Origin of the sequence: Spirillospora albida, assembly GCF_000718255.1 — a bacterium.
GTDB classification, from domain to species: Bacteria; Actinomycetota; Actinomycetes; order Streptosporangiales; family Streptosporangiaceae; genus Spirillospora; species Spirillospora albida.
Map to the genome: position 1 here is coordinate 142,979 of NZ_JOFJ01000014.1, position 26,230 is coordinate 169,208.

Annotated in this window: 18 protein-coding genes; 10 read left to right on the forward strand and 8 right to left on the reverse strand. The window is 75.1% G+C overall.

The window, feature by feature from the left end; genetic code table 11:
- Positions 1–50 precede the first annotated feature (50 nt).
- On the forward strand, positions 51–539 hold the full coding sequence (locus IE99_RS0118935; RefSeq protein ID WP_084219629.1) for a DUF4189 domain-containing protein: 489 nt from the start codon (positions 51–53) through the stop codon (positions 537–539).
- A gap of 72 nt (positions 540–611) precedes the next feature.
- Positions 612–1,745, forward strand: coding sequence for a cystathionine gamma-lyase (locus IE99_RS0118940; protein ID WP_030172235.1), 1,134 nt, complete (start codon positions 612–614; stop codon positions 1,743–1,745).
- On the opposite strand, the gene IE99_RS0118945 is transcribed toward IE99_RS0118940, so the two are convergent.
- Positions 1,733–2,836 (reverse strand): amidohydrolase family protein, encoded by a 1,104-nt coding sequence (locus IE99_RS0118945; protein ID WP_030172238.1) that lies wholly within the window; start codon positions 2,834–2,836, stop codon positions 1,733–1,735. The two genes, IE99_RS0118940 and IE99_RS0118945, sit on opposite strands and share 13 nt — an antisense overlap.
- A gap of 111 nt (positions 2,837–2,947) precedes the next feature.
- Between IE99_RS0118945 and IE99_RS0118950 the strand changes: the two genes are divergently transcribed.
- Together IE99_RS0118950 and IE99_RS0118955 are read left to right on the forward strand one after the other, a co-directional pair.
- A complete protein-coding gene (locus IE99_RS0118950; protein WP_211258857.1) occupies positions 2,948–4,345 on the forward strand; it encodes a type I glutamate--ammonia ligase in 1,398 nt (465 codons plus the stop codon).
- Between the two features lie 87 nt (positions 4,346–4,432).
- The gene (locus IE99_RS0118955) at positions 4,433–5,740 is read left to right on the forward strand and encodes an FUSC family protein (RefSeq protein WP_051712747.1); all 1,308 of its coding nucleotides are present in this window, start codon (positions 4,433–4,435) and stop codon (positions 5,738–5,740) included.
- A gap of 27 nt (positions 5,741–5,767) precedes the next feature.
- Here the strand turns inward: IE99_RS0118955 and recD2 are convergent, their stop codons facing one another.
- Both recD2 and IE99_RS0118965 read right to left on the reverse strand, forming a co-directional pair.
- Positions 5,768–8,011, reverse strand: coding sequence for an SF1B family DNA helicase RecD2 (gene recD2, locus IE99_RS0118960; RefSeq protein WP_051712749.1), 2,244 nt, complete (start codon positions 8,009–8,011; stop codon positions 5,768–5,770).
- A gap of 51 nt (positions 8,012–8,062) precedes the next feature.
- Positions 8,063–9,064, reverse strand: a complete 1,002-nt coding sequence (locus IE99_RS0118965; RefSeq protein WP_030172249.1) for an NAD-dependent epimerase/dehydratase family protein — start codon at positions 9,062–9,064, stop codon at positions 8,063–8,065.
- Positions 9,065–9,241: 177 nt separating this feature from the next.
- Here IE99_RS0118965 and IE99_RS0118970 point away from each other — a divergent pair, with 177 nt between their 5' ends.
- The 4 genes from IE99_RS0118970 to IE99_RS0118985 all read left to right on the forward strand — a co-directional run bounded on the left by IE99_RS0118970 (position 9,242) and on the right by IE99_RS0118985 (position 17,255).
- Positions 9,242–10,030: a hypothetical protein gene (locus tag IE99_RS0118970; RefSeq protein WP_211258858.1), complete on the forward strand. Its 789-nt coding sequence runs from the start codon at positions 9,242–9,244 to the stop codon at positions 10,028–10,030.
- Positions 10,027–11,586: a DNA polymerase Y family protein gene (locus tag IE99_RS0118975; RefSeq protein ID WP_030172253.1), complete on the forward strand. Its 1,560-nt coding sequence runs from the start codon at positions 10,027–10,029 to the stop codon at positions 11,584–11,586. Before IE99_RS0118970 ends, IE99_RS0118975 begins: the two co-directional genes overlap by 4 nt.
- A 38-nt stretch (positions 11,587–11,624) precedes the next feature.
- On the forward strand, positions 11,625–14,900 hold the full coding sequence (locus tag IE99_RS0118980; protein WP_030172255.1) for an error-prone DNA polymerase: 3,276 nt from the start codon (positions 11,625–11,627) through the stop codon (positions 14,898–14,900).
- 237 nt (positions 14,901–15,137) lie between these two features.
- Positions 15,138–17,255 carry a protein kinase domain-containing protein gene (locus IE99_RS0118985; protein WP_030172257.1) on the forward strand — a complete coding sequence of 706 codons (2,118 nt, stop codon included), beginning with the start codon at positions 15,138–15,140 and terminating at the stop codon, positions 17,253–17,255.
- A 9-nt stretch (positions 17,256–17,264) separates the two neighbouring features.
- Here the strand turns inward: IE99_RS0118985 and IE99_RS0118990 are convergent, their stop codons facing one another.
- Both IE99_RS0118990 and IE99_RS0118995 read right to left on the reverse strand, forming a co-directional pair.
- The gene (locus IE99_RS0118990; RefSeq protein ID WP_030172259.1) at positions 17,265–19,427 is read right to left on the reverse strand and encodes an MMPL family transporter; all 2,163 of its coding nucleotides are present in this window, start codon (positions 19,425–19,427) and stop codon (positions 17,265–17,267) included.
- A 124-nt stretch (positions 19,428–19,551) separates the two neighbouring features.
- A complete protein-coding gene (locus IE99_RS0118995; RefSeq protein WP_030172262.1) occupies positions 19,552–20,478 on the reverse strand; it encodes a Ppx/GppA family phosphatase in 927 nt (308 codons plus the stop codon).
- A gap of 95 nt (positions 20,479–20,573) precedes the next feature.
- Here IE99_RS0118995 and IE99_RS0119000 point away from each other — a divergent pair, with 95 nt between their 5' ends.
- Entirely contained in the window at positions 20,574–20,990 is a 417-nt protein-coding gene (locus IE99_RS0119000; RefSeq protein WP_157610378.1) for a PH domain-containing protein, read from the forward strand.
- Here IE99_RS0119000 and IE99_RS0119005 read toward each other — a convergent pair.
- Entirely contained in the window at positions 20,987–21,196 is a 210-nt protein-coding gene (locus IE99_RS0119005; RefSeq protein ID WP_157610379.1) for a hypothetical protein, read from the reverse strand. The genes IE99_RS0119000 and IE99_RS0119005 overlap by 4 nt on opposite strands.
- Positions 21,197–21,254: 58 nt before the next feature.
- A complete protein-coding gene (locus IE99_RS0119010) occupies positions 21,255–22,358 on the reverse strand; it encodes a glycerophosphodiester phosphodiesterase (protein ID WP_037559694.1) in 1,104 nt (367 codons plus the stop codon).
- Positions 22,359–22,590: 232 nt separating this feature from the next.
- On the opposite strand from IE99_RS0119010, the gene IE99_RS0119015 reads away from it, so the two are divergent.
- Positions 22,591–24,144 carry an alkaline phosphatase D family protein gene (locus IE99_RS0119015; RefSeq protein WP_051712751.1) on the forward strand — a complete coding sequence of 518 codons (1,554 nt, stop codon included), beginning with the start codon at positions 22,591–22,593 and terminating at the stop codon, positions 24,142–24,144.
- On the opposite strand, the gene IE99_RS0119020 is transcribed toward IE99_RS0119015, so the two are convergent.
- On the reverse strand, positions 24,129–26,051 hold the full coding sequence (locus tag IE99_RS0119020) for an ATP-binding cassette domain-containing protein (protein WP_084219631.1): 1,923 nt from the start codon (positions 26,049–26,051) through the stop codon (positions 24,129–24,131). The genes IE99_RS0119015 and IE99_RS0119020 overlap by 16 nt on opposite strands.
- Positions 26,052–26,230 lie beyond the last annotated feature (179 nt).

The window sequence follows — 26,230 nt, forward strand, 5'->3', positions numbered from 1 at the left end:
CGGGCTGGGGTCCGCCCGGTCCTCCGCCGCCGCCGAACGGCAACGCCGCGGTGGTCTTCATCGTGCTGGCCGTCGCGGGGGCGTTCGTGCTGGTGTTCGGCGGCGCCTTCGTGTGGCTGGTGTCCGGCTCCGACGACACACCGCGCGCACCGGTGGCCGCGCGGACCACCCTGGACATCCCGACCCCGCCGAGCTTCACCCCTCCGACGCTGCCCTCGACGCCGACCACCCCGGAGACGACCTACTCTCCGCCGCCGCAGAACTACGGGGCCATCGCCGTCGGCCGCAACGGCGCCATCGGCAAGGCATGGGACTACGACTCCCCGGCCGCCGCCCGGCGAAGGGCGCTCAACGAGTGCCCGACCTCCGGCTGCAAGGTCCTCACGACCTTCGTCGACGGCTGCGGCGCGGTCGCGTTCAACCCCAGGACCAACAAGTACTGGGGCGGCAGCGGCAAGACGCGGTCCGCCGCCACGAGCGACGCGATCTCCAACGCGGGCGGCGGCCGCTGGATCACCTGGGTCTGCACCACGCGGTAGCGCCGCCCCGCGTCATGCCCGGTCAGCGAGGTGCGAGACGATGGAGGCCGGCTCAGGGGAGGGCACAGGGCGATGTACGGGGACGGAACGACGGCCGTGAACGCGGGGCGGCCACCGGCGGAGAAGTACACCCCCTCCCTTCCCGGGCCGGTGTTCGCGGCCTACTACCACCTGCCCGGCGAACCCGCCGGCCCCTACACCTACGGCCGCGACACGAATCCGACGTGGACCCTCCTGGAGTCGGCGATCGCCGAGCTGGAGGGCGGGGGCGAGGCGACGTCGTTCGCGTCCGGGATGGCGGCCGTTTCGGCGGTGCTCCTGTCCCTGGTCAGGGCGGGCGACGCGGTCGTGATGCCGGACGACTGCTACCAGACCACCCGCATGCTGCGGGAGCGCCTTGAGTCGTACGGCGCCGAGGTGCGCATGGTGCCGACGACCGGGGACGCGGTGTTCACCGCCCTCGAGGGGGCGCGCCTGGTGTACCTGGAGACCCCGTCCAACCCGAACCTCGACACCTGCGACATCACCCGCGTCTGCGAGGCCGCCCACCGGGCGGGCGCCCTGGTGGCCGTGGACAACACGCTCGCCACGCCGCTCGGGCAGCGCCCCCTCGATCTGGGCGCGGACATCTCCCTGGCCAGCGACACCAAGGCGATGACGGGCCACGGCGACCTCCTGCTCGGCCACGTCGCCACCCGCGATCCCGGGATCGCGGAGGCCGTCCGGCTCTGGCGCAAGACCGTGGGGGCCGTCCCCGGCCCCATGGAGGCGTGGCTGGCGCACCGCTCCCTGGCCACGCTGGAAGTCCGGCTGGACCGCCAATGCGCGAACGCCCTGGCGATCGCGCAGGCGCTGCGGGGACGCGACGGCGTTTCGGGACTGCGTTACCCCGGACTGCCCGACGACCCCGCGCATGAGATCGCGGCCCGCCAGATGCGGCGCTTCGGCTGCGTCGTCTCCTTCACGCTCCCGGACGAGGCGTCCGCGGAACGGTTCCTCGGGTCGCTGAGGCTGGTCGGCCAGGCCACGAGCTTCGGCAGCGTCCACAGCATGGCGGAACGCCGCGGACGCTGGGGCGGCGACGCGGTCCCGCCCGGCTTCGTCCGCCTCTCCGCCGGCATAGAGAACACCGGGGACCTGGTGGCCGACGTCCTTCAGGCGCTGGCGGCGTCCGCCCCCGCCGGCGGCCCGGATCACGTGCCGTAGACGCGGCGGGCGTTGGCGGAGGTGATGAGGCGGGCGGCGCGACCGGCGTCGGCGTACGTCCACGCGCCTTCGCGGACGCCGTCCTCCAGGAGGGACGCCAGGCCGCGGCGGAACAGGGCGGAGCCGAGGTAGTACAGCTCCGCCAGGGCGAACGCGTCGGACGCGTACAGGACCTTGCCGAACGGGGCGAGTTCCAGCAGCTCCGCGATGACCGTGGACGCCCTCTGCCCCACGCCGTGGGTGGCGAGGCTGACGTCCACGTGCACGTTCGGGAACACCTGCGCGAGGTAGCCCGCGTTCCGGTGGAACGGGTAGTTGTGCAGCAGGACGATCGGGACGCCGGTCGGCGCGATCGCACGCAGGAGGCCGGTGAGCAGGAGCGGGTCGCCGCGCCGGAGGTCGGTGTCCGCGTCGCCGTAGCCGACGTGGAACTGGACGGGCAGGCCGGCGTCGACCGCGCACCAGATCAGGAACCGGTGCAGGACCTCGTCGTCGACGCGGGGTCGCGCGGCGCGCATGAGGCGTCCGGCGGCGGCCGCGACCTCGGTGCCGGACGGGCGCTCCCCGCCCAGTTCCAGGCCGGCGCGGTAGGCGGCGATGGACTTGGCGCCGACGGCGCCCCGGGCCGAGAGGCGCTCGCGGATCTCGGACGCGAAGTCCGCGGCGCCGACGCCGTCCGCGGCCGTCTCCTCCGCGAGCCTCTCCAGGCGGACGATCTCGCGGGCGTCGGCCCTCGCGAGGCGGCCCAGTTCCTCGGGTCCGAGCATGGCCTGCGGGGTGTGGCCCGTGTCCACGTAGAGGGCCTGGAGCCCCGCGGCCTCCAGGAAGCGGCGGTTCACCTCCGCCGCGCCGAGGGCGGCGCGGCGTTCCAGGTAGGTGTCCGGGTCCGCGTGCGGCTCCAGGTCGAGGACGGGCGGGCACCAGCGGCGGAGCGCGAATCCGAGCTGGGAGTCGAACACGGAGACGCCCGGGGCCTGCCCGTCCCGCGCCTCGGTCAGCCGCTCCTCGAACGCGCCGCGGTCGAGGTCGGCGCCGAGGACGCCGTGGCAGTGGTGGTCGATCAGTGGCAGTGATTCCAGCCGAGTCGGCACGACACCCTCTCTCTCCTCCCCGCGACGGCGCTCTGTTGTTCCTACGATGCCTGTGCGGGACGGGGCGCACCATCCGGCGCGCCCAGGCCGCCGGGCGACCGGGGAGCACACGTGGAAGAGATCGGACATCTCGACGGCCGGGCGCGGGCGGCGCTCGGGGCCAGGGCGGCCGAGGCGGCCCGGCGGCTGGCCGGTCAGGGCATCGAGGCGGTGGCGCTGACCTGGGTGGACGTCGGCGGCATCACCCGCACCAAGACGGTCCCGATCGGGCGCCTGGAGCACGCCGCCGCATGGGGCGTCGGGATGTCGCCGGTGTTCGACGCGTACCTGGTGGACGACTCCATCGCGCCCGGCCGGCACGTCGGCGGCCCGGTCGGGGACCTGCGGCTGCACCCCGATCTGGATCGGCTCGTCCCGCTGGCGGCGCTGCCCGGGTGGGCGCACGCGCCCGCGTTCCGGTACGCGCAGGACGGCACCGCGCATCCGCTGGACACGCGCGCGCTCCTGCACCGGGAGATGGCGCGGCTGGCCGGGGGCGGGTGGTCGGTGAGGGCGGCGTTCGAGATCGAGTGGGCGGTGTCGGACGGTGAGGGGGACGGGTTCTCGCCCGCCTGCCATGGCCCCGCGTACGGGATGACCCGGGTGAGCGAGCTGTCCGGCTACCTGCGCGACCTCCTCGCGGCCCTCAGGGCGACCGGGGTGTCGGTGGATCAGCTGCACCCCGAGTACGCGGCCGGGCAGTACGAGGTCTCGGTCGCGGCGGAGGACCCGCTGGGCGCGGCGGACACGGCCGTGCTCGTCCGGGAGAGCATCCGGGCCGTGTCCATGGAGCACGGCCTGGCCGCCTCGTTCTCCCCGAAGGTGGAGGCCGATTCGGTCGGGAACGGCATGCACGTCCATCTGAGCCTGTGGCGGGACGGGAAGGTCAACATGATGACGGGCGGGGACGGGCCCCACGGCCTGTCCCCGGCCGGCGAGTCGTTCGCGGCGGGGATCCTGGAGCGGCTGCCGGCGCTGCTGGCGGTCTGCGCCCCGTCGGTCGCCTCGTACCTGCGGCTGGTCCCGTCCCATTGGGCGGGCGCGTTCGCCTGCTGGGGACTGGAGAACCGGGAGGCCGCGCTGCGGCTGGTCACGGGCGCGGACGGGGAGCGCGCGACGGCCGCGAACCTCGAGGTCAAGTGCATCGACGGCGCGGCCAACCCGTATCTCGCCCTCGCCGCCGTGCTCGCGGCGGGACGGGCCGGCATCGCCGCGGAGGCCGCCCTGCCCGACCCCGTGACGGTGGATCCGGCGAGCATCGACGCCGATGAGCGCGCCGCCCGGGGCATCGCCGCCCTGCCGTCCTCGCTCGGCGCGTCGGTCGCGGCTTTCGAGGCGGACGCCGTGCTGCGGGACGCCCTCGGCGAGGTGGTGGCCGACACCGTCGCGACCGTCCGGCGCGGGGAGATCGCCCTTCTGGACGGGGCGTCGCCGGAGGAGGTCGCCGCCACCGTCCGCTGGCGGCACTGAGACCCGGCAATACCGACATGCCCGAAATCACCAAATCGGGCGGGGCGTTGGCCGTGGCTTTGCCCTCGCCGGGGAAGGAGGGCGTCGATGACGCTGTCCTTCTTCCATCGTCCGGACCGCGCCGCGCGGCCGTCGCTCGAGGTCGCGACCGAGGTGCAGTCGACCGTGTTCCGCATCGCGCGCCTGACGCTGACCGCGGTCGCGGCGTTCCTGATCGCCCTGGCCCTGCTCCCGATGTACGCGTCGCGGCCGCTCCTGGCGCCGCTCACCGCGCTGCTCGTCGTCCAGTACTCGGTCTACGAGACCATCAGGTCCAGCATCATGCGGGTCCTGTCGGTCGCCTCCGGGGTCCTGCTGGCGGTCGCCTTCGCGGAGACCGTCGGGTTCTCCTGGTGGAGCCTCGGCATGACCATCCTCGCCGCGCTCACCGTGGGGCACGGCCTGCGGCTGGGCGAGCACATCCTGGAGGTGCCGATCAGCGCGATGCTCATCTTCGCGCTCGGATCGGCCAGCCACTCCGCCGCCGCCGGGCGCATCGTGGAGACCCTCATCGGCGCCGCCACGGGCCTCGCCGCCGCGCTGCTCGTCCCCTCGGTCCGGGTCCGCCCCGCGGAGGAGGCCGTGGAGGACATCTCCACCCGGCTCGCCTCGCTCCTGGAGGGGGTCGCCGACGACCTCCAGGGCGTCCCCAGGCAGGACGAGGCGGCGCACTGGCAGGCGGAGACCGAGCGCCTCGCCCACGACATCGGCCGCACCGACCGCGCCCTGGGCGCCGCGGAGGAGAGCGTCCGCCTCAACCCCCGCGCGCGGCGGTTCGTGGACGCGGGCGTCGCGCTCCGCAACGCGGTGGAGACGATGGAGCACTTCACGCTGTCGCTGCGCGGCCTGATGCGGTCGCTCGCCGACGACGAGCGGCTCGACGGACCGGGCCGCGTCCTCACCGACCGGGCGCTCCGCCCGGAGTTCGCGGAGATGGTCGGCGCGCTCGCGCGCACGATCGCCGCCTACGGCCTGCTGGCGCGGTCCGACCTGGACCGGGACGCGCTCCCGTACCACGCGGAGGAGGAACTGGACCGGTGCATCCGCGTCGCGCACGGGCACCGGGAGCGGCTCGCGCGGATGCTGCGGGAGCGCGGCGGCGGGTCCGAGCGCTGGCCGCTGTACGGGGAGATCTCCATGGACCTCGCGCGGCTCCTGGAGCACCTGCGGGTCGAGCACCGCACCCGCGCGCGGGAGCAGTGGCGGCGGCATCGCGGGGCGGAGCGGCACCTGCCCGAGCGGCCGCTGCGGGTCGTCCGCCGCGCCGGGCACCGTCTGCGGCGCGCGGCCGAGACCGCCGCGTCGGCCGCCGAGCGCGAGGCGCGGGACTCCGGCAGCCCGTACCGCTTCCGGTGACGCCCCGGCGGGCGGGGGCGGGGGCGGTCAGGCGAGCCGGTGGGCGAGCGCGGTGTGCCGGCGGCCCGCGCCGGCGGTGCGGACGGCGGCGGCCAGCGCGCGCCGGGACCCCACCAGCACGACGAGCCTCTTCGCGCGCGTGATGCCGGTGTAGAGGAGGTTCCTGCGGAGCATCGTCCAGGCGCCCGTCGTCAAGGGGAGGACCACGGCCGGGTACTCGCTGCCCTGCGAGCGGTGGATGGTGATGGCGTAGGCGTGGGCGAGCTCGTCCAGTTCGTCGAAGGCGTAGTCGATGCTCTCGTCCTCGTCCGTGCGGACGGTCAGGGTGTTCTCCTCCAGCGAGACCGACGTGACCACCCCCACGGTGCCGTTGAAGACCCCCGCCTCGCCCTTGTCGTAGTTGTTGCGCAGCTGGGTCACCTTGTCGCCCACGCGGAAGACGCGCCCGCCGTACCGGCGCTCGGGGCGGCCCTCGTCGTGCGGGGTCAGGGCGTCCTGGAGGAGCTGGTTGAGGGCGCCCGCGCCGGCCACGCCCCGGTGCATGGGGGTGAGGACCTGGACGTCCCGGCGCGGATCCAGGCCGAACCTGCGGGAGATGCGGTTGGCGACGACATCGATGGTCACTTCCGCCGCCTCCTCCTGCTCCTCGCAGGGGAACAGGAAGAAATCCGGGAAACCGCGGGTCTGCGGGTGCTCGCCGGAGTTCACGCGGTGGGCGTTGACCACGATCCCGGACCGCTGCGCCTGCCGGAAGATCCTCGTGAGCCGGACGCGGGGGATCCGCTCCGCCGCGAGCAGGTCGGCCAGCACCTCGCCCGCCCCGACGGACGGCAGCTGGTCGACGTCCCCGACGAACAGCAGGTGGGCGCCGCGCGGGACGGCCTTGACGAGCTTGTTGGCGAGGATCAGGTCGACCATGGAGCTCTCGTCCACGACCACGAGGTCGGCGTCCAGGGGCTCGTCCTGGTCGAACTTCGCGTCGCCGCCCGGCTGGAGCTGCAGGAGGCGGTGGACAGTGGCGGCCTCGTGGCCGGTCAGCTCGGCGAGGCGCTTGGCGGCGCGTCCGGTGGGGGCGGCCAGGACGATCTTCGCCTTCTTGGCGGCGGCCAGTTCCACGATGGAGCGGACGGTGAAGCTCTTGCCGCATCCGGGGCCGCCGGTCAGCACGGCCACCTTCGAGGTGAGCGCGAGCCTGACGGCCTCCTCCTGCTCGGGTGCGAGGTCCGCCCCGGTCCGCCGCCCGAGCCACGGCAGGACCCTGTCCCAGTCGACGTCGGCGAACGCCTTGAGGCGGTCGGTGGGCGCGTCCAGGAGCTCCCGCAGGCCGCGCGCGAGGGAGCGTTCGGCGCGGTGGAACGGGACCAGGTAGACGGCGGGGATCGTCGCCGCGCCGTCCCCCCGGCCGGGGATCGGTTCCCGCACGACGCCCTCGTCCCGCGCCAGCTCGTCCAGGGCCGGGAGGATCAGGTCCCGCTCCACGCCCAGGATCTTCTCCGCCGCCGTGACGAGGTTCGGTTCCGGCAGGAAGCAGTGGCCGTCGTCGGCGGCCTCCGAGAGGGTGTACTGGAGGCCGGCCTTGATGCGCTCCGGGCTGTCGTGGGGGATGCCGACCGCCTGCGCGATCGTGTCGGCCGTCTTGAACCCGATGCCCCACACATCGGACGCCAGCCGGTAGGGCCGCTCGCGCACCGTCTGGACGGACGCGTCCCCGTACTGCTTGTAGATGCGGACGGCGAGGGACGTGGAGACCCCGACGCCCTGCAGGAAGACCATCACCTCCTTGATGGCCTTCTGCTCCTCCCACGCGTCCGCGATCCGCTTCGTGCGCTTGGGGCCGAGGCCGGGAACCTCCACCAGGCGCTCCGGCTCCTCCTCGATCACACGGAGGATGTCGGTACCGAAGTGGCCGACCATCCGGTCGGCCATCACCGGCCCGATCCCCTTGATCATGCCGGAGCCCAGATAGCGGCGGATCCCCTGCACGGTGGCCGGGAGGACCGTCGTGTAGGAGTCGACCTCGAACTGCCTGCCGTATTTCGGGTGCGAGCGCCACCGGCCGGTCAGCCTGAGGCTCTCCCCCACCTGCGCGCCGAGCAGCGCCCCGACGACCGTCAGCAGGTCGGCGCCCGTTCTCTCGGTGGCGACCCGGGCGACGGTGTAGCCGGTGTCCTCGTTCGCGTACGTGACGCGCTCCAGAACCGCCTCGAGCACCACCGGCCTCGGAGGAGCCCCATGGCCCGGAGGGCTCCCTGGTCTCGTCACGAACCCCATGATGCCGGACCCCTGCGACAGGGCGGCCGGATCCGGGCCGTCCGGCCCGCGCTACCCGTCCTCCGGGCCGGCCGTCATCGCCTCGAGCGCGTCCCGCGAGCTGTGGCGCGGGCGCCAGCCGAGGCGGTCCCTGGCCCGAGAGGTGTCGGCGAGCATCGGGTACCGGACCGCGTGCACCCACTCGAGCCTGGCGGGCTTCACCGGCAGCAGCCCGACGAGTTCCGCGGTCATCCCGACCAGCTCCGCCGGCACGGGCACCGCGTACGCGCCGACCGCGCGGGCGAAGTCCGACACGGTGATCGTGTCGTCCGCCGCCAGGTTGTACGCGCCGGGCGGGCCGTCCCCCAGGGCCGCCGCCACGATCGCGGACGCGACGTCGGCCGGGTGGACGAGCTGGAACCGCGTGCCCGGGTCGGGCAGGACGGGCTTCAGCCCGGGCACCGTCCCCAGCGCCCTCCGCACGGGGGACGGGACGTACGAGGCCGCCTGCTCCCACGGCAGGTTCCGCACCAGCACGGTCGCCTCCGGCCCCGCGACGACGCAGGGGCGCAAGACGTACACGTCCAGATCCGCGCCCTCGGTGGCCTCCGCCAGCAGCCGCTCGCACGCCGCCTTCTGCGCCGAGTAGTAGTGCTCGGCGGAACCGCGGGCCGGAACGTCCTCCGTCAGGGGCGCGGGGTTGTCCCGGTGGTACCCGTAGGCCGCCACGGAGGAGGTGTAGACGAGGCGTCGCGCGCGGGGGGCGGCGGCCGTGAGCTCGAAGACGTTCCGGCAGCCGGTGAGGTTGACCCGTTCGCTCTCCTGGTGCGATCCCATGATGACGTAGGCGAGATGGACGACGACGTCCGCGCCGCCCACCAGGTCCCGGACGGCCGACCGGTCGAGGACGTCCCCCCGGCGGTACTCCGTCTTGCGCCACCCCCGCGACGCGGGGTCGAACGGGCGGCGCGCCATGCCGAGGATCCGCTCGACCCGCTCGTCCTCCTCGAGCGCCCGCACCGCCGACGTGCCGATCTCTCCGGTGGGTCCGGTCACCGCGACGGTGAGTCCCATGACGCTCCTCCCGATCGATCGTCCGACAATTCCCCAAAAAAGTGGCCGCAACACCGGCGCCATCGGGCTTTCCGAGTCCTGCGGAAACCCCGTTGGAGCGGTCTGTGACCTGCGACGACTTGACAGAAGTCGAACCTGTGTTCGAAATTTGGGGAGGACGGGAGAGGAGGGCCGGTTGTGGCCGAAGCGGCGCTGCGCGCGATGGACGCGGTGGGCATGGACGCCGTGGGCATGGACGCGGTGGGCACGGCCCCCCTCCGCGAGGGCCTCCCGGTGCTCCCCGCGCTGCGCGGCGTCCTGCCGGGCGGGCTGCGCCCCGGCTCGCCGGTGGGCCTGGCCGGCCGCGGCGCCGCGTCCCTGGGCCTGGCGCTGGTGGCGGGGGTCTCCCGGCACAGCGGTCCGGACGGCGCCGGCGGGTGGTGCGCCGTCGTCGGCGTCCCCGGCTTCGGCGTCGCGGCGGCGGCCGCCATGGGCGCCGTCCCGGACCGCCTGCTGCTCGTCGACGACCCCGGCGACCGCTGGCCGGATGTGGTCGCCGCCCTCACCGAGGCCGTCGACCTGATCCTGCTCGACCCGGCGGACCGCCCCGGCGGGCCCGCCGTCCGCCGGCTGTCCGCGCTGGCCCGCAGGCACGGCTGCGTCCTCGCCCTGACCGGCCCGCACGCCCACGCCTGGCCGGCCGTCCGCCTGAGCCTGCGCCTGGAGGCCGTCACCTGGCATGGCCTGGCGGACGGCCACGGGCGGCTCACGGCGCGCCAGGCGGACGTCGTCGCGCAGGACCACGGACCGGCCCGCCGCACGCGCCTCTGGTTCCCCGCCGCCGACGGCACGGTCGCGCCCGTCGCCGTCCCGCCCCTGGAGGCCGTCGTCCCCGGCGGCGACGCGCGCGTGAGCGCGGGCGCCCCCGCCCACCGGCCCGTCCTCCTCCCGCCCGCCCCGCGCCCCCTCCTGAGCGAGGGCGCGTGACGCGCGTGCTGGCGGTGTGGTGCCCCGACTGGCCGGCCACGGCGGTCGGCGTGGAGGCGGCCGTGCCGGGGGCGGCCGTCGACCGGGGACGGATCGCCGCCTGCACGGCGGCGGCCCGCGCGGAGGGCGTGCGGCGCGGCCAGCGCCTCCGGGACGCCCAGCGCCGGTGCCCCGGCCTGGTCGTCCGCGAGCGCGACACCGGCGCCGAGGGGCGGCTGTTCGACGCCGTCGTGGAGGCGGTCGCCGAACTGGCGCCCCGCGTGGAGGTGGTGCGGCCCGGCCTGTGCGCGATCCCCGCGTCCGGGCCCGCCCGGTTCTACGGCGGCGAGGAGGCGCTGCGGATCCTCGTCCAGGACACCGTGGTCGAGGCCGGGCACGACTGCGGATCCGGTGTCGCGGACGGCCTCTTCGCCGCCGAACTGGCCGCACGCGCCGGCCAGGGCGGCGTGGTGGTGCCGGAGGGCGGCGCGGCGGCCTTCCTCGCGCCCTACCCGCTGTCGGTCCTGGGCCGTCCCGCGCTGGCCGACCTCCTGGCGCGGCTCGGCGTGAAGACGCTGGGCGCGTTCGCCGCGCTGCCGTCCGGCCACGTGGCCGCGCGGTTCGGCGCGGACGGGGCCCTCGCGCACCGCCTGGCGCGAGGTGAGGAGCCCCGCCCGATCGCGCCCGGCCCGGCCACCGCGGACCTCTCCGTCCGCGCCGCGTTCGATCCCCCCGCCGCCCGGGACGAGCAGGTCGTGTTCGCGGCGAAGCGCCTGGCCGGCGACCTGCACGGGGGCCTCGCCGCCGGTGGCATGACGTGCGTCCGGCTGGAGGTCGGGATCGGTTTCGCGGACGGCCACGTCGTCCACCGCCGCTGGCGGCACGACGGCCGCCTGTCAGCCCTCGCGGTGGCGGAGCGGGTGCGGTGGCAGCTGTCCGCCTGGCGCGCCTCCCGCCCCACGCCGGGCACGGACGAGCACGGGGTCGAGGCACCCGCCGACGACGACGCCGTCTGGGGCGGCGTCACCTGGGTGGAGCTGGCGCCCGACCAGCTCATCCCGGACGAGGGATCCCAGGAGGTCCTCTGGGGCCGCGGCACCGTCACGGATCGGATCACCCGCGCGGCGGACCGCGTCCAGGCCCTCCTGGGCCATCACGCGGTCACGCGGCCGGTCCTGACCGGCGGCCGGGCCCCCGGCGAGCAGGTGGCGAAGGTGCCGATGGGCGACCTGCCGCCCGCCGGCGTCCCCGAGGGCCCCTGGCCGGGCCGCCTGACCGGCCCCGCTCCCGCCGTGGTGCCCGCGTCGCCGGTTCCGGCGGCCGTCGCCGACGCGATGGGCCGCCCCGTCAGGGTCTCCGCGCGCTGCGCCGTCTCCGCCCCGCCCGCGACCGTGACCCTGGGCGGGGAATCGGCGGCGGTGACGGCCTGGACCGGCCCCTGGCCCGCCGACGAGCGCTGGTGGGACCCGCCCCGATCGCGGCGCCGCGCCCGCTTCCAGGTCACCACCGACGACGGGAACGCCTACCTCCTGGCCGTGGAATCCGGCCAGTGGCACCTGGAGGCGTCCTATGACTGACGGTCGCGGGCGCGGGGCCGTGCGGAGGGAGGTGACCCATGGGGTGGAGTAATCCGCCTGTTCCCTGGCGGGAGCTGGAGGAGCGCCTTTCGTGGCGGGTCCCGCAGAGCCCTCCGGCACCGGAGCCGGGACCGGCGCCGGAGGCGGCCGCTCCGGCGCCGCGGCTGAGCGGGGTCGCGTGGGCGGAGCTGCACTGCCATTCGTCGTTCAGCTTCCTGGACGGCGCCAGCTCGCCCGAGGCGCTCGTCGCGGAGGCGGCGCGGCTCGGGGTGGAGACCATGGCCGTCACCGACCACGACGGGATGTACGGCGCCGTCCAGTTCGCGCGGGCGGCGGGCGAGGCCGGTATCGGGACGGTGTTCGGCGCGGAACTGGGCCTCGGCGCCCCCGGCCCGCGCGCCGGGGAGCCGGATCCGGCGGGGCGGCACCTGCTCGTGCTCGCGCGCGGCGCGCAGGGGTACGGGCGGCTGTGCGGGGCGATCACGGCGGCGCAGCTGCGGGGCGGCCGGAAGGGGCGTCCGGTGTACGAACCGGACGAGCTGGCCGCCGCCCACGGCGGGCACTGGGCGGTCCTGACGGGGTGCCGGAAGGGGGCCGTGCCCGCGGCGCTGGAGAGCGGCGGCCCCGAGGCGGCGGAGCGGGCACTGCGGGACCTCGCCGAGAGGTACGGGCGGGCGAACGTCTTCGTGGAGCTCGTCGACCACGACCTGCCGGACGACGACCACCGCAACGACGCCCTGTTCGACCTCGCCGGGCGGGTGGGCGTGGACGTCGTGGCGTCCAACAACGTGCATTTCGCGGGGCCGGGGGCGGACGCGCGACTCGCCCAGGCGCTGGCGGCCGTCCGGGCGCGGCGGAGCCTGGACCGCATGGAGGGGTGGCTGACCACCGGCACCGCCCACCTGCGGAGCGGGGCCGAGATGGCGGCGAGGCTCGCGCGGTTCCCCGGGGTGCGGGAGCGGACGGTCGACCTCGCCCGCGAGTGCCGGTTCGACTTCCGGGTGGTGGCCCCCGGGCTGCCCGACCGGCCGGTCCCGGAAGGGCACACCGAGGCGAGCTGGCTGCGGCACCTGGTGGCGGAGGGCGCGCTCAGGCGGTACGGGCCGCCGGAGGGCGAGCGCGTCGAGGGGGCGCACGCCCAGATCGCCCGGGAGCTGGACGTCATCGAGGGCCTGGGGTTCCCGGGGTACTTCCTGATCGTCCACGACATCGTGGAGTTCTGCGTGCGCCGGGGGATCCTCTGCCAGGGGCGCGGGTCGGCGGCCAACTCGGCGGTCTGCTACGCGCTCGGCATCACGGGGGTCGACGCCGTCCGGCACGGGCTGCTGTTCGAGCGGTTCCTCTCCCCCGGACGCGACGGCCCGCCCGACATCGACCTCGACATCGAGCACCGCCGGAGGGAGGAGGTGATCCAGTACGTGTACGGCCGGTACGGGCGGGAGTGCACGGCGCAGGTCGCGAACGTCATCGCCTACCGGCCGCGCATGGCCGTCCGGGACGCGGCGCGCGCCCTGGGGTACTCGCCGGGGCAGCAGGACGCCTGGTCGAAGAGCATCGACGCGCGCGACCCCGTCGGGACGGAGAACGACATCCCCGCGCCCGTGATGGAGCTGGCGAACCGGATGCTCACCCTCCCCCGGCACCTCGGCATCCATTCGGGCGGCATGGTCATCGCCGACCGGCCCGTCGGCGAGATCTGCCCCATCGAGTGGGCCGCCATGAAGGACCGCAGCGTCCTGCAGTGGGACAAGGACGACTGCGCGACGGCGGGGCTCGTCAAGTTCGATCTGCTGGGCCTCGGCATGCTCGCGGCCCTGCACGACTCCTTCGACCTGGTCGCGCGGCACCACGGACGCCGGTACGACCTCCAGTCGATCCCGCCGGACGACCCGGCCGTCTACGACATGCTGTGCGACGCCGACACGGTCGGGGTGTTCCAGGTGGAGTCGCGCGCGCAGATGGCGACGCTCCCGAGGCTGCGGCCCCGCAGGTTCTACGACCTGGTGGTGGAGGTGTCGCTGATCCGCCCCGGCCCGATCCAGGGCGGGTCCGTCCATCCCTACCTGCGGCGCAGGAAGGGCCTGGAGCCCGCCGCGTGCCCGCACCCGCTCATGGAGCCCGCGCTCGCGCGCACCCTGGGCGTCCCGCTGTTCCAGGAGCAGATGATGCAGCTCGCCGTGGACTGCGCCGGCTTCACCCCGGCCGAGTCGGACGAGCTGCGCCAGGCGATGGGCGCGAAGCGGGCGCCGGAGCGTGTCGAGCGCCTCCGGCGCAGGCTCATGGACGGCATGGCCGAGCGCGGCATCCCCGAGGACGTCGCGGAGAGCGTCTACCAGAAGATCCTGGGTTTCACCGGGTACGGGTTCCCGGAGTCCCACGCGCAGAGCTTCGCCCATCTCGTCTACGCGAGCGCCTATCTGAAGCGGCACCACCCAGCCGCCTTCACCGCCGCTCTGGTCCGGAACCAGCCGATGGGGTTCTACTCGCCGCAGAGCCTCCTGGCCGACGCCCGCCGCCATGGTGTCGTGGTCAGGGGTGTCGACATCAACGCCAGCGACGTCCATCCCGTCCTGGAGGAGCCCGTCGAGGTGCGCAGCGACCATCCGCACGCCCCCGAGGAGCCCCAGCCGGCGATCCGGGTCGGCCTGGCCGGTGTCCGCGACCTCGGTGAGGAGACGGCGAAGGCCATCGCGGACGGCCGCCCCTACGCGAGCATGGAGGAGCTGGCCCGCCGCGTCCCGCTGTCGGCCGGCGCGCTGGAGGCCCTCGCCACGGCGGGCGCGTTCGGCTGCTTCGGGCTGTCCCGCCGGGAGGCGCTGTGGGCGGCGGGGGCGCTGGCCGGATCGGGCCCCGGACGGCTGGAGGGCGTCACTCCGGGCGCGCAGGCCCCCGCGCTGCCCGCCATGACCCCGGTGGAGGAGACCCTCGCCGACCTGTGGGCGACCGGGGTGTCCCACACCCACCCGGTCGCGCACGTCCGCCCGTCCCTCGACGAGCTCGGCGCTCTCTCCGCGACCCGCGTCGCCGAGGCCCCGCCCGACACCAACGTCGTCGTCGCGGGCCTGGTGACCCACCGGCAGCGGCCCCCGACGGCGGGCGGCATCGTGTTCATGACGCTGGAGGACGAGACCGGCGTCGTCAACGTCGTCTGCCCGCCCCCGGTGTTCCGGCGGCACCGGGCGCTCGCCGTCGACTCCCAGGCGCTCCTCGTCTCCGGGCGGCTGGAACGTGCCGACGGCGTGACGAGCGTCCGCGCGACACGGCTGCGCCGCCTCCCCGTCCCCGGCAGGGTCCGCGCCCGCAACTTCCACTGAGCCGCCTCCGTCCGGCCGGGCCGGAGCGGGAATTCGGCGATCCGGCGAACCGATCGCCGGTTTCGCCGGTCAGAGGTAGGCGGAAGACGACGGCGTGCGGCGCCGTCCCGGCCGCCCCCGGACTCGGGCGGGTCTGGCCGGAACGGCATGTCCTCTGCCATCGTGGGAGCGGAGTGGGCCGCGCGCCGCCGTGGGGGCGGCCGCCGAGACGCGGCTTCGGGGCGGAGAGGTGAACCGATGGAGAGCCCGGGCACCCGTCCGCGTGCGGCGTCGACCCTGCGCGAGCTGGGGCCGGACGACCCCACCCGGGTCGGCCGGTACCGGATCGAGGCGAAGATCGGCGAGGGCGGCATGGGCGCCGTCTACCTCGGCCGCGACGAGGAGGACCGGGTCGTCGCGGTGAAGGTCGTCCGGTCGGAGCTGGCCGGAGACCGGACGTTCCTCGCGCGGTTCCACGACGAGGCGGCGAACGCGCAGCGGGTCGCGTCGTTCTGCACCGCGCAGGTCCTGGAGCACGGCGAGGACCTCGGCCTCGCCTACATGGTCACCGAGTACATCGACGGGCCGTCGCTGCTGCAGCACGTGTCCGAGAACGGGGCGCTGTCGCCCGGCCTGCTGCACGGCATGGCGGTGGGTGTGGCGGCGGCGCTCGTCGCGATCCACAACGCCGGGCTCGTCCACCGGGACCTGAAGCCGAGCAACGTGCTGCTGTCCATCTCCGGCCCGCGTGTGATCGACTTCGGGATCGCGCGGGCGATGGACGTCGCGAGCTCCCACACCCGCACCGGCCAGGTCGTCGGGACGCCCGGCTGGATCGCGCCGGAGCAGATCACGACGCAGCGGGTGACCCCGGCCGTCGACATCTTCGCGTGGGGCTGCCTGGTCGCGTTCGCCGCGTCCGGGCGCAACCCGTTCGGGCAGGGCTCGTTCCAGATCATGGCGGCGCGGGCCGTCCACGCCGAGCCGGAGACCGGCGACCTGCCCGAGCCTCTGGCCGGGCTCGTCGCCGCGGCGCTGCGCAAGGACCCGGAGCAGCGGCCGAGCGCCCGGGACCTGCTGCTCGACCTCGTCGGCGGTGCCGGTGACGGCGCGGTGAACGCGACGCTCGGCGCGTCCTGGGCGGCCCCGCCGATGCCGGACGCCACGTCCCGGGACCTGCCCGTCCCGCCGCCGCCCGAGCCGGAGCCGGAGGCCACGGTGTTGCAGGCGCCGGCGGATCCGCGTCCCGAGCCGGCGCCCGCCGCCTTCCCGGCAACGCCGCCGGCGCATCCGGTCACGGAGCCGGCGGAGTTGCGGCAGCGCACCGCGCCGGCCGGCGAGATCCGGACGGACTCGCCCGCCGGGATGCGCGTCCCTCCGCCCGCGACCCCCACCGCCGTCGAGAGCGGGACGCGGCCGCCCGGCGGGCGCGAGCGGCGGCGCAACACGATCCTGGCAGGGGCGCTGACGACCGTCCTGCTCGCGGGCGCCGTCGCGGGCGGGGTGTACCTGTTCACGCAGGACGAGCCCGGGAAGCGCGGTGGCGGCGCGGGAGCGGCTGCGCTGCCTAAGGGGATGCTGCTCGTCCGGATCGACACGAAGCCCGGGTGGCCGAGGGAGTGCCACGGCGATCTCGGCCTGTTCAAGCCGGGCGACGCGGCGCCGAAGACGCTGGTCTCCGGCGACCAGTGCGACACGCTGCCCCAGGCGTCCCCGGACGGCACGAGGATCGCGTTCTCCCGGGAGCAGGACGGCCGCAAGACGGCGATGGTCATGAACGCCGACGGCAGCGGGCTGCGGGAGGTCGCCGAGAACGCGGGCGGGCGCGTGACCTGGTCACCGGACGGCAAGCGGCTCGCCTACACGGTGCCGCAGGGCGGGATCCGGCAGATCCACGCGATCGACCTCGAAACCCGCGTGAAGACGCAGCTCACCAAGGACGGGTCCCAGAAGGACGACCCGTCCTGGTCGCGCAACGGCATCGTGTTCTGGAGCGACAGGGACAAGGGCCAGCGGCTCTTCAAACTGGATCCGGCGAACCCCTCCGCGGCGTGGACGCCGCTCACCGAGCCCGGCGCCCGGTCGGTCGACCCGGTGTGGTCGCCCGACGGCGGCAAGATCGCCTACTCGTACGGCGCGTACCCGAACGGGCGCATCTACGTGATGAACGCCGACGGCTCGGGCAAGCAGCCGGTCACCGGGGGCATCGGGCACGCGATGGACCCGGGGTGGTCCCGCGACGGCCGCCGCCTCTGCTTCGTCAGGGGCCCGTACGCCAGTCCGTCCGTCCAGGAGATCGGGCTGGACGGCAGCGGCGACAAGGTGCTCACCCCGCCCGGCGGGCGCGTCGTCATCGGCCACCCCACCTGGACGTGACTCGAGGCGTCAGCGCGCGGCCGGGGCCGTCTCGTCCTCCAGCGGTCCCTTCGCGGGCGCCTCGGCGCGGGCGAGGGCGCTCGGCCACCACATGTGCCGCCCCACGTCCAGGTTCAGGGCGGTGACCAGCACCGACCGGACGATGAAGGTGTCGAGCAGCACCCCGAACGCGACGGTGAACCCCAGTTCGGCGACGAAGACGAGCGGCAGGGAGCCGAGCGCGGCGAACGTCCCGGCGAGGACGGCGCCCGCCGAGGTGATGACGCCGCCGGTGGCGGCGAGGCCGATGAGGGCGCCCCGCCGGGTGCCGTGCGGCTTCGCCTCCTCGTGCACGCGGGTCATGAGGAAGATGTTGTAGTCGGTGCCGAGCGCGACGAGGAACACGAACGTCCAGAGCGGGAACGACGGGTCGGCGGACGCGAACCCGAAGACGTGCTCGAACACGAGCGCGCTGACGCCGAGCGCCGCCGCGAACGACAGCACGACGGTGGCGACGAGGATGAGGGGCGCGACCAGGGCGCGCAGGAGCAGCGCGAGGATGAGGAACACGACGACGAGCACGACGGGAATGACGACGTTCTGGTCGCGTCTCGACGCCTCGTTGATGTCGAGGGTGATCGCGGACCCGCCGCCGACCTCGGCGTTGGCGCCGGGCACCCGGTGGACGGCGTCGCGGACCCGTTCGATGGCCGTGAACCCCGCCGGGCTGTCGGGCCGGTGCGTCAGCGTGCCCTCGAGGTAGACGAGCCCGCCGATGGGCTGGCCGGGCCGCGCCCCGGCGGGCTGGACGTCGGTGATGCCGGGCACGGCGGACGCGGCGGCGCGGACGGCGTTCTCCGTCCCGGCCCGGGTGATGATCTGGACGGGTGAGCCGCTGCCCGCCGGGAAGTGCCGGGCGAGGACCTCCTCGCCCGTGACGGAGTCGGGCTTGTCGCCGGCGAAGGCGTCCTTGTTCGGCAGCGATCCCGTCCGCAGGCCGAGGACGCCGAGCGCGAGGACGCCGAGCACCAGCGCGGTGACCAGCCACGTCACGCGCGGGCGGAGCGCGACCAGCGCCCCGGTCCGCGCCCACAGCCCCTTCTCGGACGGCTCCGGCGTCCCGTACCGGGGGCGCTTCGGCCAGAACAGCCAGCGGCCGCCGATGACGAGGAGCGCGGGCAGCAGCGTGACCATGGCGGCGAGCGCGACGACGACGCCGATCGCCATGACGGGCCCCATGCTCTTCGTGGAGTTCAGGACGGCGAGCAGCAGGCACAGCATGCCGAGCGCGACGGTGGAGCCGCTGGCGATGATCGCGGGCCCGGCGCGGTGCAGCGCGAACGCCATCGCCTCGTGCCGGTCGTCGTGCCTGCGCAGTTCCTCCCGGTAACGGGCGATGAGCAGCAGCGCGTAGTCGGTCCCGGCGCCGAACACGAGGACGGTGAGGATGAAGGCGGCCTGCCCGTTCACGGTGAGGCCGGCGTTGTCGGCGAGCAGGTAGATGACGGCCTGGGCCACCGTGAGCGCCACCCCGACGCAGAGCAGCGGGGCGAGCCACAGCACGGGGCTGCGGTAGGTGACGAGCAGGATGGCGACGACGATCGCGGCGGTGATGAACAGCAGCGTCTTGTCGAAGCCCGCGAACACGTTGCTGAAGTCGCCCCCGTAGCCGACCGGGCCGGTGACGTGCGCCTTCAGTCCGGCCGGGCCGCCCCGGACGATGTCGCGGTAGTCGTCCACGGCGGGGCCGAGCAGGTCCCAGCCGTCGTCGCCGGTGCCGACCACGACGAGGGTCTCCAGGGCCTTGCCGTCCTTGGACGGCGCGGGCCCCTGGGTGCTGATCGCGAGGCGGCGCGGGGGCGCGTCGCCCTTCGGGTCGCCGGTGACCGCCTGGAGGCGGGCCACGTCCGCGGCGGCCTTGGCGCGGTCGGCGGGGGTGATGGGCGCGCCGTCCCGGTGGTAGACGATCACGGCGGGGGCGGATTCGGCGGGCACGAACCGCTCGGAGTCCTCGACGACCCGCGTGGACTCGGCGTCCTTCGGCAGCCACGCGGACGAGTCGTTCTCCTGGGCCCCGGTCAGCTTGCCCGCGAGGGGCATCGCGACCAGGAGCAGGACGATCCAGGCTCCGAGGACGACGAACTTGCCGCGCCGTCCGCAGGGCAGGGACGAGAACCTGTACGCACCCGGCATTGGAGAACCCCCAGGAAAGAGCCGCCCGTGCGTTCCAGACTGCGACGCGATCCCGCCATGGTCAAGACATATCGCGTCGAGCGGCCGCGTTCGGGCAGGTCAGTCCGCGCGCGACCGGATCCGGTCAGCCCGTGATGCGGTCGAGCCGCTCCAGGATCACGCCCTCCCGCAGCGCCCAGGGGCAGATCTCCAGCTCCGTCAGCCCGAACAGGTCCATCGCGGCGTCCGCGACGATCGCCCCGGCCACGAGCTGCGGCGCGCGCCGCTCCGACACCCCGGGCAGCGCGGCGCGCTCGGCGGCGGGCAGCCCGCCGAGCCGGTCGGCCCACCCGGTCAGGTCGGCGCCGCGCAGCACCCGCCGCTGGTACGGGCCGGCCTCGCTCGGCGCGGCCCCGCCGATCCGGGCGAGCTGCTTGAACGTCTTGGACGTGGCGACCGCGTGCTCGGGCGGCCCGTACCGGGCGACCTCGCCGACCCGGCGGGCGATCTCCGCGCGGACGTGCCGCCGCAGGTTGCGCAGCTCCTCCGGCGCGGGCGGGTCCGCGGTGAACCAGTCGCGGGTGAGCCGGCCGGCGCCGAGCGGCAGCGAGATCGCCGCGTCCGGCTCCTCGTCGATGCCGACGGCGATCTCCAGCGAGCCGCCGCCGATGTCGACGACCAGCAGCCGCCCCGACGACCAGCCGAACCAGCGCCGGACGGCGAGGAAGGTCAGCCGCGCCTCCTCCTCGCCGGGCAGGGCCGCGATGTCGATCCCCTTGTCGGCGCGGATCCCGGCCAGGATCTCCTCGCCGTTGGCGGCGTCCCGCACCGCGGACGTCGCGAACGCGACCAGGTCCTCGACGCCCTTGTCCTCGGCGATCTGCAGTGCCTCGTCGACGAACTTGCGCAGGAGCTTCTCGCCGTCCGCCGACACGCGGTCGCCGTCCATGTGCTCGGCCAGCCGCAGCTCGGCCTTGTGGGAGTAGGCGGGCAGCGGCCGCGCCCCCCGGTGGGCATCCACCACCAGCAGGTGCACGGTGTTCGAGCCCACGTCCAGCACGCCGAGTCGCATATGCATGACGCTATCGGACACCTCGCCCCTTCCCGGCGCGGACCTCGGTTACGGCACGGCACTGTGGCCGTCCGGTCGCCGCTACGGTGGCCGTCATGACGGAGATGCCCGTGCGGCGGTGGGGCGTGCGGCGCCGCGACCTCGTTGCGAAGATCGCGGCGGCCGTCGTCGCGGCGGCGCTCATGCTCGCGCCGGCGCACGATCCGCAGCGCTTCCTCCTCGCGCTCGGGGCGGTCTCCGGCCTCCTCGTGCTCATCCTCCGCGACCTCCTCGCGCCCGTCCGGCTGGCCGCCGACGAAGCGGGCGTGACCGTCGTGCGGGGGTTCGCCGGTCGGCGGCGCGTCCCGTGGGCGGAGGTGACGGCGATCCGGGTGGACGAGCGGCGCCGCCTCGGCATCCGCACCCGCCTCCTGGAGATCGAGACGGAGGACGACCTCTGCCTCCTCAGCGCCGCCGACCTGGGCTCCGACGTCCAGGACGTGGCCGACTCCCTGTACCGCATCCGCGCCTAACCGGCGCGGAGGCCGGCCAGGTCGACGACCTCCGCCAGGGCCTCCACGGACGGGTAGTAGCCGCGTCCGACGAGCATCCCGCCCCGGGTCACGAGGTAGGCGCACTCCCCCCGCACCCCGGCGAGGTCGGCCCACACCCGGTGCGCCCCGGTGAGCCGCACCACCGTCACCCGCACCCCGCCCGGCCCCTGCCATTCCTCCCCCACACACGAAACGTTACGCTCCGTGATTATTCGAGGTCACGGCAGGGGCCGGGCGGACGGTTCAGCCTCCGTGGCGGTCGGCGCGGGCGGCGGCCGCCGTGTCCGGGTTGTCGCTGAACAGCCCGTCGACACCGGCCTTGAAGAAGGCGCCGTACTCCGCGAACGCCTGCCCGTAGTCGGACGGGACGGTCCCGTTGCGCAGCGCGGGCGGCAGGAACGCGTTCTCGTTGCGGAACGTGTACGGGCCGACCTTCAGCCGCGCCGCGTGCGCGTTCGCGACCAGCGGCGTCGGGGCGCCGAGCGTCCCGGCGGCCGTGACCGGGACGACCAGCGACTTCTCGGGACCGATCCAGGACGCGTAGGAGCGGATCTCCCGCAGCCCGGCCGGGGTGATCATGTCGGCGAACGTCGGGCCCTTCCCGGCCGCGACGGTGTCGTAGGGCGCCCCGGACGCCGAGACGCACTGGAGCGCGGGCACCCGCAGCGCTCTGTCCAGCGTCCGCAGGCTGGTCGGCTCGAACGACTGGACGATGACGCGGCCGTCGGCGCGGTCGAGGCCGTTGCGCTTGATCGCCGTGATGAGCGCGCCCTCCAGCGGAAGGCCGATCGACCGGAAATAGGTGGGGTGCTTGGTCTCGGGGATGATCCCGACGCGCCGGCCGTGCCCGCTCCCGAGGCGCTTCGCCAGGTCGATGACCTCCTGCAGCGTCGGCACCTCGTACCGGCCGTCGTAGAGGGTGTTGCGCTGGCGGACGGCGGGCAGCCGCTCGACCGCGCGCAGCGTCTTCAGCTCGGCGAGCGTGAAGTCCTCGGTGAACCAGCCGGTCACCTTCGCGCCGTCGATGGTCTTGGTGGCCTTGCGGGACGCGAACTCGGGGCGGCTCGCGACGTCCGTCGTGCCGCTGATCTCGTTCTCGTGGCGGGCGACGAGCACCCCGTCCCTCGTCGGAACGAGGTCGGGCTCGATGTGGTCGGCTCCCATCTTCACGGCCAGCTCGTACGACGCGAGCGTGTGCTCCGGCCGGTACCCGGACGCGCCGCGGTGCCCGAACACGAGCGGCTCCTCCCGCCCCGGCGCCGCCTGCGCCGTGCCCCCCACGGCCCCGATCGGCACCATGAGCGCGACGGCCAGCGCCAGCGCCGCCCTTGTCCTCGTTGCGCGCATCTCCGCTCCTCTCGCGGCCGTGCCGGGGCGACCACCGCCCTCGGGACACCGCCGCCCGGACGCTACGGCGGCCCGGTGCCCCGGCGGACGCCCGTCCGGTGACGGCCCGCCCAACCTTGATCGTCGACCCGGTGAACCGCCCCGCGCCGCGCCGCGGACCCTTCACGCTCCGTTGCCCGCCCCGTCGCCCGCGGCTTCCGCCGCGCTCGGACGGCCGCGCTGCACTGGACGCGTGGATCCGACACGCCGGACGTTCCTGGCCGCCACGCCCCTCGCCGCCGCTCCCCTCCTCAGCCCCGCCCGCCGCCACGTCCATCGCGCGGCCCCCGCCGACCCCTTCACGCTGGGCGTCGCGTCCGGGGATCCCGCCCCGGACGGCGCCGTCCTCTGGACGCGCCTCGCCCCCCGCCCGCTCGCCGAGGACGGCCTCGGCGGCATGCCGCACCGCGACGTGACCGTGGAATGGCAGGTCGCCGAGGATCCCCGCTTCGCCCGCGTCGTCCGCCGGGGGCGCGCCACGGCGCGGCCCGGCTCGGCCCACACCGTGCATGTGGAGGTCACGGGCCTGCGCCCGGACGCCGACTACCACTACCGCTTCCGCGCGGACGGCCACGTCTCCCCGGCGGGCCGCACCCGGACCCTGCCGGCGCCCGGCTCCCCCACGCCGCTGACGTTCGCCGCGGCGTCCTGCGCGAACTACGAGCACGGGTACTTCACCGCGTACCGGCGGCTCGCGGAGCAGGGCCCCGACCTCGTCGTGCATCTCGGCGACTACCTGTACGAGGACGCGTCCGAGCCGTCGCGGGAGGGACGCGACGCGCCGCCGATCGTCCGCCGCCACGGCGGCGGGCGGTGCCTCACCCTGGCCGACTACCGGCGCCGGCACGCCCGGTACCGGACCGACCCCGACCTGCGCGCCGCGCACGCCGCCGCGCCGTGGGCGGTGACCTGGGACGACCACGAGATCGAGAACAACTGGGCCGGCGACCTGCCCGGCACGGCGCTGCCGGGCTTCCCGGCCCGCCGCCGCGCCGCCGCGCGGGCGTACTACGAGCACATGCCGCTGCGCCCGTCGGCGTTCCGGCGCGGCCGGGTGGACCTGACCCGGCGGCTCGACTGGGGTGGCGTGGCCGCCGTGCACCTGCTCGACACCCGCCGGTTCCGCTCCGACCAGCCCTGCGACGACGGCGTCCGGGCGGGCTGCGACGACCGGCTCGACGAGCGCCGCGCGCTGCTCGGGCCGGGGCAGCTGCGCCGGCTGGAGGCGGGGCTGCGCGGCTCGCCCGCCCGCTGGAACGTCCTCGCGCAGCAGGTGTTCCTCGCGCAGCGCGACCACCGGCTCGGGCCGGGCACGGAACTGGCGATGGACGGCTGGGACGGGTACGCCGCGGAGCGGTCCCGCCTCATGGGCGCGCTCACCGGCGCGCGGAACCCGGTGGTGCTGACCGGCGATGTCCATGTCGCGCACGCCTGCGACCTGCGCGCCGACTTCGACGACCCCGCCTCGCCCCGGACGGGCGTCGAGCTGGTGGCCACGTCCATCGCCAGCGACGGCGACGGCTACCACGACCCCGCGGGGAACGCCGCGATCCGGGCGGAGAACCCGCACATCGCGTTCGTCGACCAGCGCCGCGGCTTCCTGCTGTGCCGCGCCGGGTCCGGTGAGCTGCGCGCCGAGTTCCACACCGTCCCGTACGTGTCGCGGCGCGGCGCCCCGTCGTCGGTGGCCGCGTCGTTCACGATCCCGGACGGGGCCCGCGCCCTTCCGGCTCAGGCGACGGCGTAGCCGAGCAGTCCGCCGGCGGGCAGCGGCACGACCTCCGCCCGCCCCGAGAGCCCCCGGACGGCGGCGACGGCCCCGCCGAACCCGTGCGCGCCGGGCGCGCCGGCGACCAGGGTCCGGTTCCGGATGGCGAGAGCGTCCCCGAACCGGCCGAGGGCGGGCGTGAGGGTCGTCCCGCCCCGGGCCGCCGGGCCGCGTCCCCGCACACCGCGCAGCACCCGCACCGCGCCCCGGCCGGGTGCGCCGGCCGCCAGCTCGGGCACCCCGTCACCGGTGAGGTCGCCGGCGGCGAGGGCCGAGCCGAACCGGTCGTGCCGTCCCGCGCGGCCGCGTCCCCGCAGGGTGGGGCCGAGCTGCGTCCGGGACGATCCGTCGATGATCTGCACCGCGCCCTCGTGGTAGGCGTACGAGGCGTGCTCGGCGCGGTTCTCCCCCGGGACGCCGACGGCGATGTCGTCGTCGCCGTCCCCGTCGAAGTCGGCCACGGCGAGCGCCGACCCGAACGCGTCGCCGCGCTCGGACGAGATCATCAGGACGGCGAGGTCCTGCGCGGCGAGCTCGGACAGCAGCCGGTGCACCTCGGCCTTGGTGCCGACGTCGATGCCGCGGGTCGGCTCGTCCACGATGAGGACGGTGGGTTCGGTCGCGAGCCACTTGGCGAGCACGACCTTCTGCTGGTTGCCGCCGGACAGGACGCCCACCGTGTCGCTGAGCCGCGCGTACTTGAGCTGGAGGCGCAGCGCCCAGTCGGCGGCGCGGTCCCGCTCCACCCGCCGGGAGAGGAGGCCCGCCCTGCCGCTCTCGCGGCGGAGGGACCGGAGCCGGGTGAGGCCCATGTTCCGCTCGATCGACATGTCCATGACGAGGCCCTGCTGGCGGCGGTCCTCGGGGACGAGTGCCAGCCCGGCCGCCATCGCGGCGGTGGGGCTCGCGGCGGGCAGCCCCTTCCCGTCGACCGTGACGGAGCCCGCGTCCCAGCGGTCCACGCCGAAGATCGCGCGGGCGACCTCGCTGCGGCCGGCGCCGACGAGGCCGGCCAGCGCGACGATCTCGCCGCGGCGCACCTCGAAGGAGACGTCGGTGAAGGCGCCCTCGCGGGTGAGGCGGTCCACCTTGAGCGCCACCGGCCCGAGGGCCACGTCCTGCTTGGGGTAGAGCGCCTCGAGGTCGCGGCCGACCATCCGGCGGACGAGGTCGTCGGGGGTCAGCCCGGCCACCGCCTCGGTGCCGATGTAGGCGCCGTCCCGCAGGGTGGTGACCCGCTGGCACAGCTCGAAGATCTCCTCGAGCCGGTGCGAGATGAACAGGATCGCGCAGCCCTGCTCCCGCAGGGCGCGGGTCACCGCGAACAGGCGGGCGACCTCCTGGCCGGTCAGCGCGGCGGTCGGCTCGTCCATGATGAGGACGCGGGCGTCCCGGGAGATGGCCTTGGCGATCTCGACGACCTGCTGGTCGGCGATCGACAGGCCGCGGGCGGGCTGCCGCGGGTCGAGCGCGACCCCGAGCCGCCGGAACAGCTCGGCGGTCCGCTCGTGCACGGCCCTCCGGTCGATACGGCGGAGCGCGGCGCGCGGCTGCCGGCCCATGAAGATGTTCTCCGCGACCGACAGGTCCGGGAACAGCGTGGGCTCCTGGTAGATCACGGCGACGCCGGCGGCCTGCGCGTCGGCGGGGCCGCCGAACGTGACGGGCCGGCCGTCGACGCGGATCTCGCCCGCGTCGGGGCGGTGCACGCCTGCGAACGTTTTTACGACGGTGGACTTGCCCGCGCCGTTCTCGCCCGCCAGTGCGTGCACCTCGCCCGCGTGCAGCTCCAGGGTGACCCCCTGCAGCGCGCGTACGGCACCGAACGACTTGCTGACACTGACCAGCGCCAATGTCGGCGGTGCCGACTGGCCTGGTGCGCTCATGGCGGCCCTCCTCAAGGGGAGTGGTCGAGGACGGAGTGGAAAAAACGTTTTAACGCTCTGCGTTGCGGAGGACGGTAGATGTGAGGTGGAGCACTCGTCAAGAGGCGATCCGCCGACGGTTCCGCCCGACCGCACCCGAACCCTTGCGGGGCAAGGGCGCAGCTCGTTTCGAAACCGTC

Coding starts and splice junctions, on each gene's coding strand:
- IE99_RS0118965 (WP_030172249.1), bottom strand. CDS start 9,064: ATGGGACTCACCGTCGCGGTGACCGGACCCACCGGAGAGATCGGCACG.
- IE99_RS0118995 (WP_030172262.1), bottom strand. CDS start 20,478: ATGCGACTCGGCGTGCTGGACGTGGGCTCGAACACCGTGCACCTGCTG.
- IE99_RS0118955 (WP_051712747.1), top strand. CDS start 4,433: ATGACGCTGTCCTTCTTCCATCGTCCGGACCGCGCCGCGCGGCCGTCG.
- IE99_RS0118940 (WP_030172235.1), top strand. CDS start 612: ATGTACGGGGACGGAACGACGGCCGTGAACGCGGGGCGGCCACCGGCG.
- IE99_RS0118990 (WP_030172259.1), bottom strand. CDS start 19,427: ATGCCGGGTGCGTACAGGTTCTCGTCCCTGCCCTGCGGACGGCGCGGC.
- IE99_RS0119020 (WP_084219631.1), bottom strand. CDS start 26,051: ATGAGCGCACCAGGCCAGTCGGCACCGCCGACATTGGCGCTGGTCAGT.
- IE99_RS0118980 (WP_030172255.1), top strand. CDS start 11,625: ATGGGGTGGAGTAATCCGCCTGTTCCCTGGCGGGAGCTGGAGGAGCGC.
- IE99_RS0119000 (WP_157610378.1), top strand. CDS start 20,574: ATGACGGAGATGCCCGTGCGGCGGTGGGGCGTGCGGCGCCGCGACCTC.
- IE99_RS0118985 (WP_030172257.1), top strand. CDS start 15,138: ATGGAGAGCCCGGGCACCCGTCCGCGTGCGGCGTCGACCCTGCGCGAG.
- recD2 (WP_051712749.1), bottom strand. CDS start 8,011: ATGGGGTTCGTGACGAGACCAGGGAGCCCTCCGGGCCATGGGGCTCCT.
- IE99_RS0119010 (WP_037559694.1), bottom strand. CDS start 22,358: ATGCGCGCAACGAGGACAAGGGCGGCGCTGGCGCTGGCCGTCGCGCTC.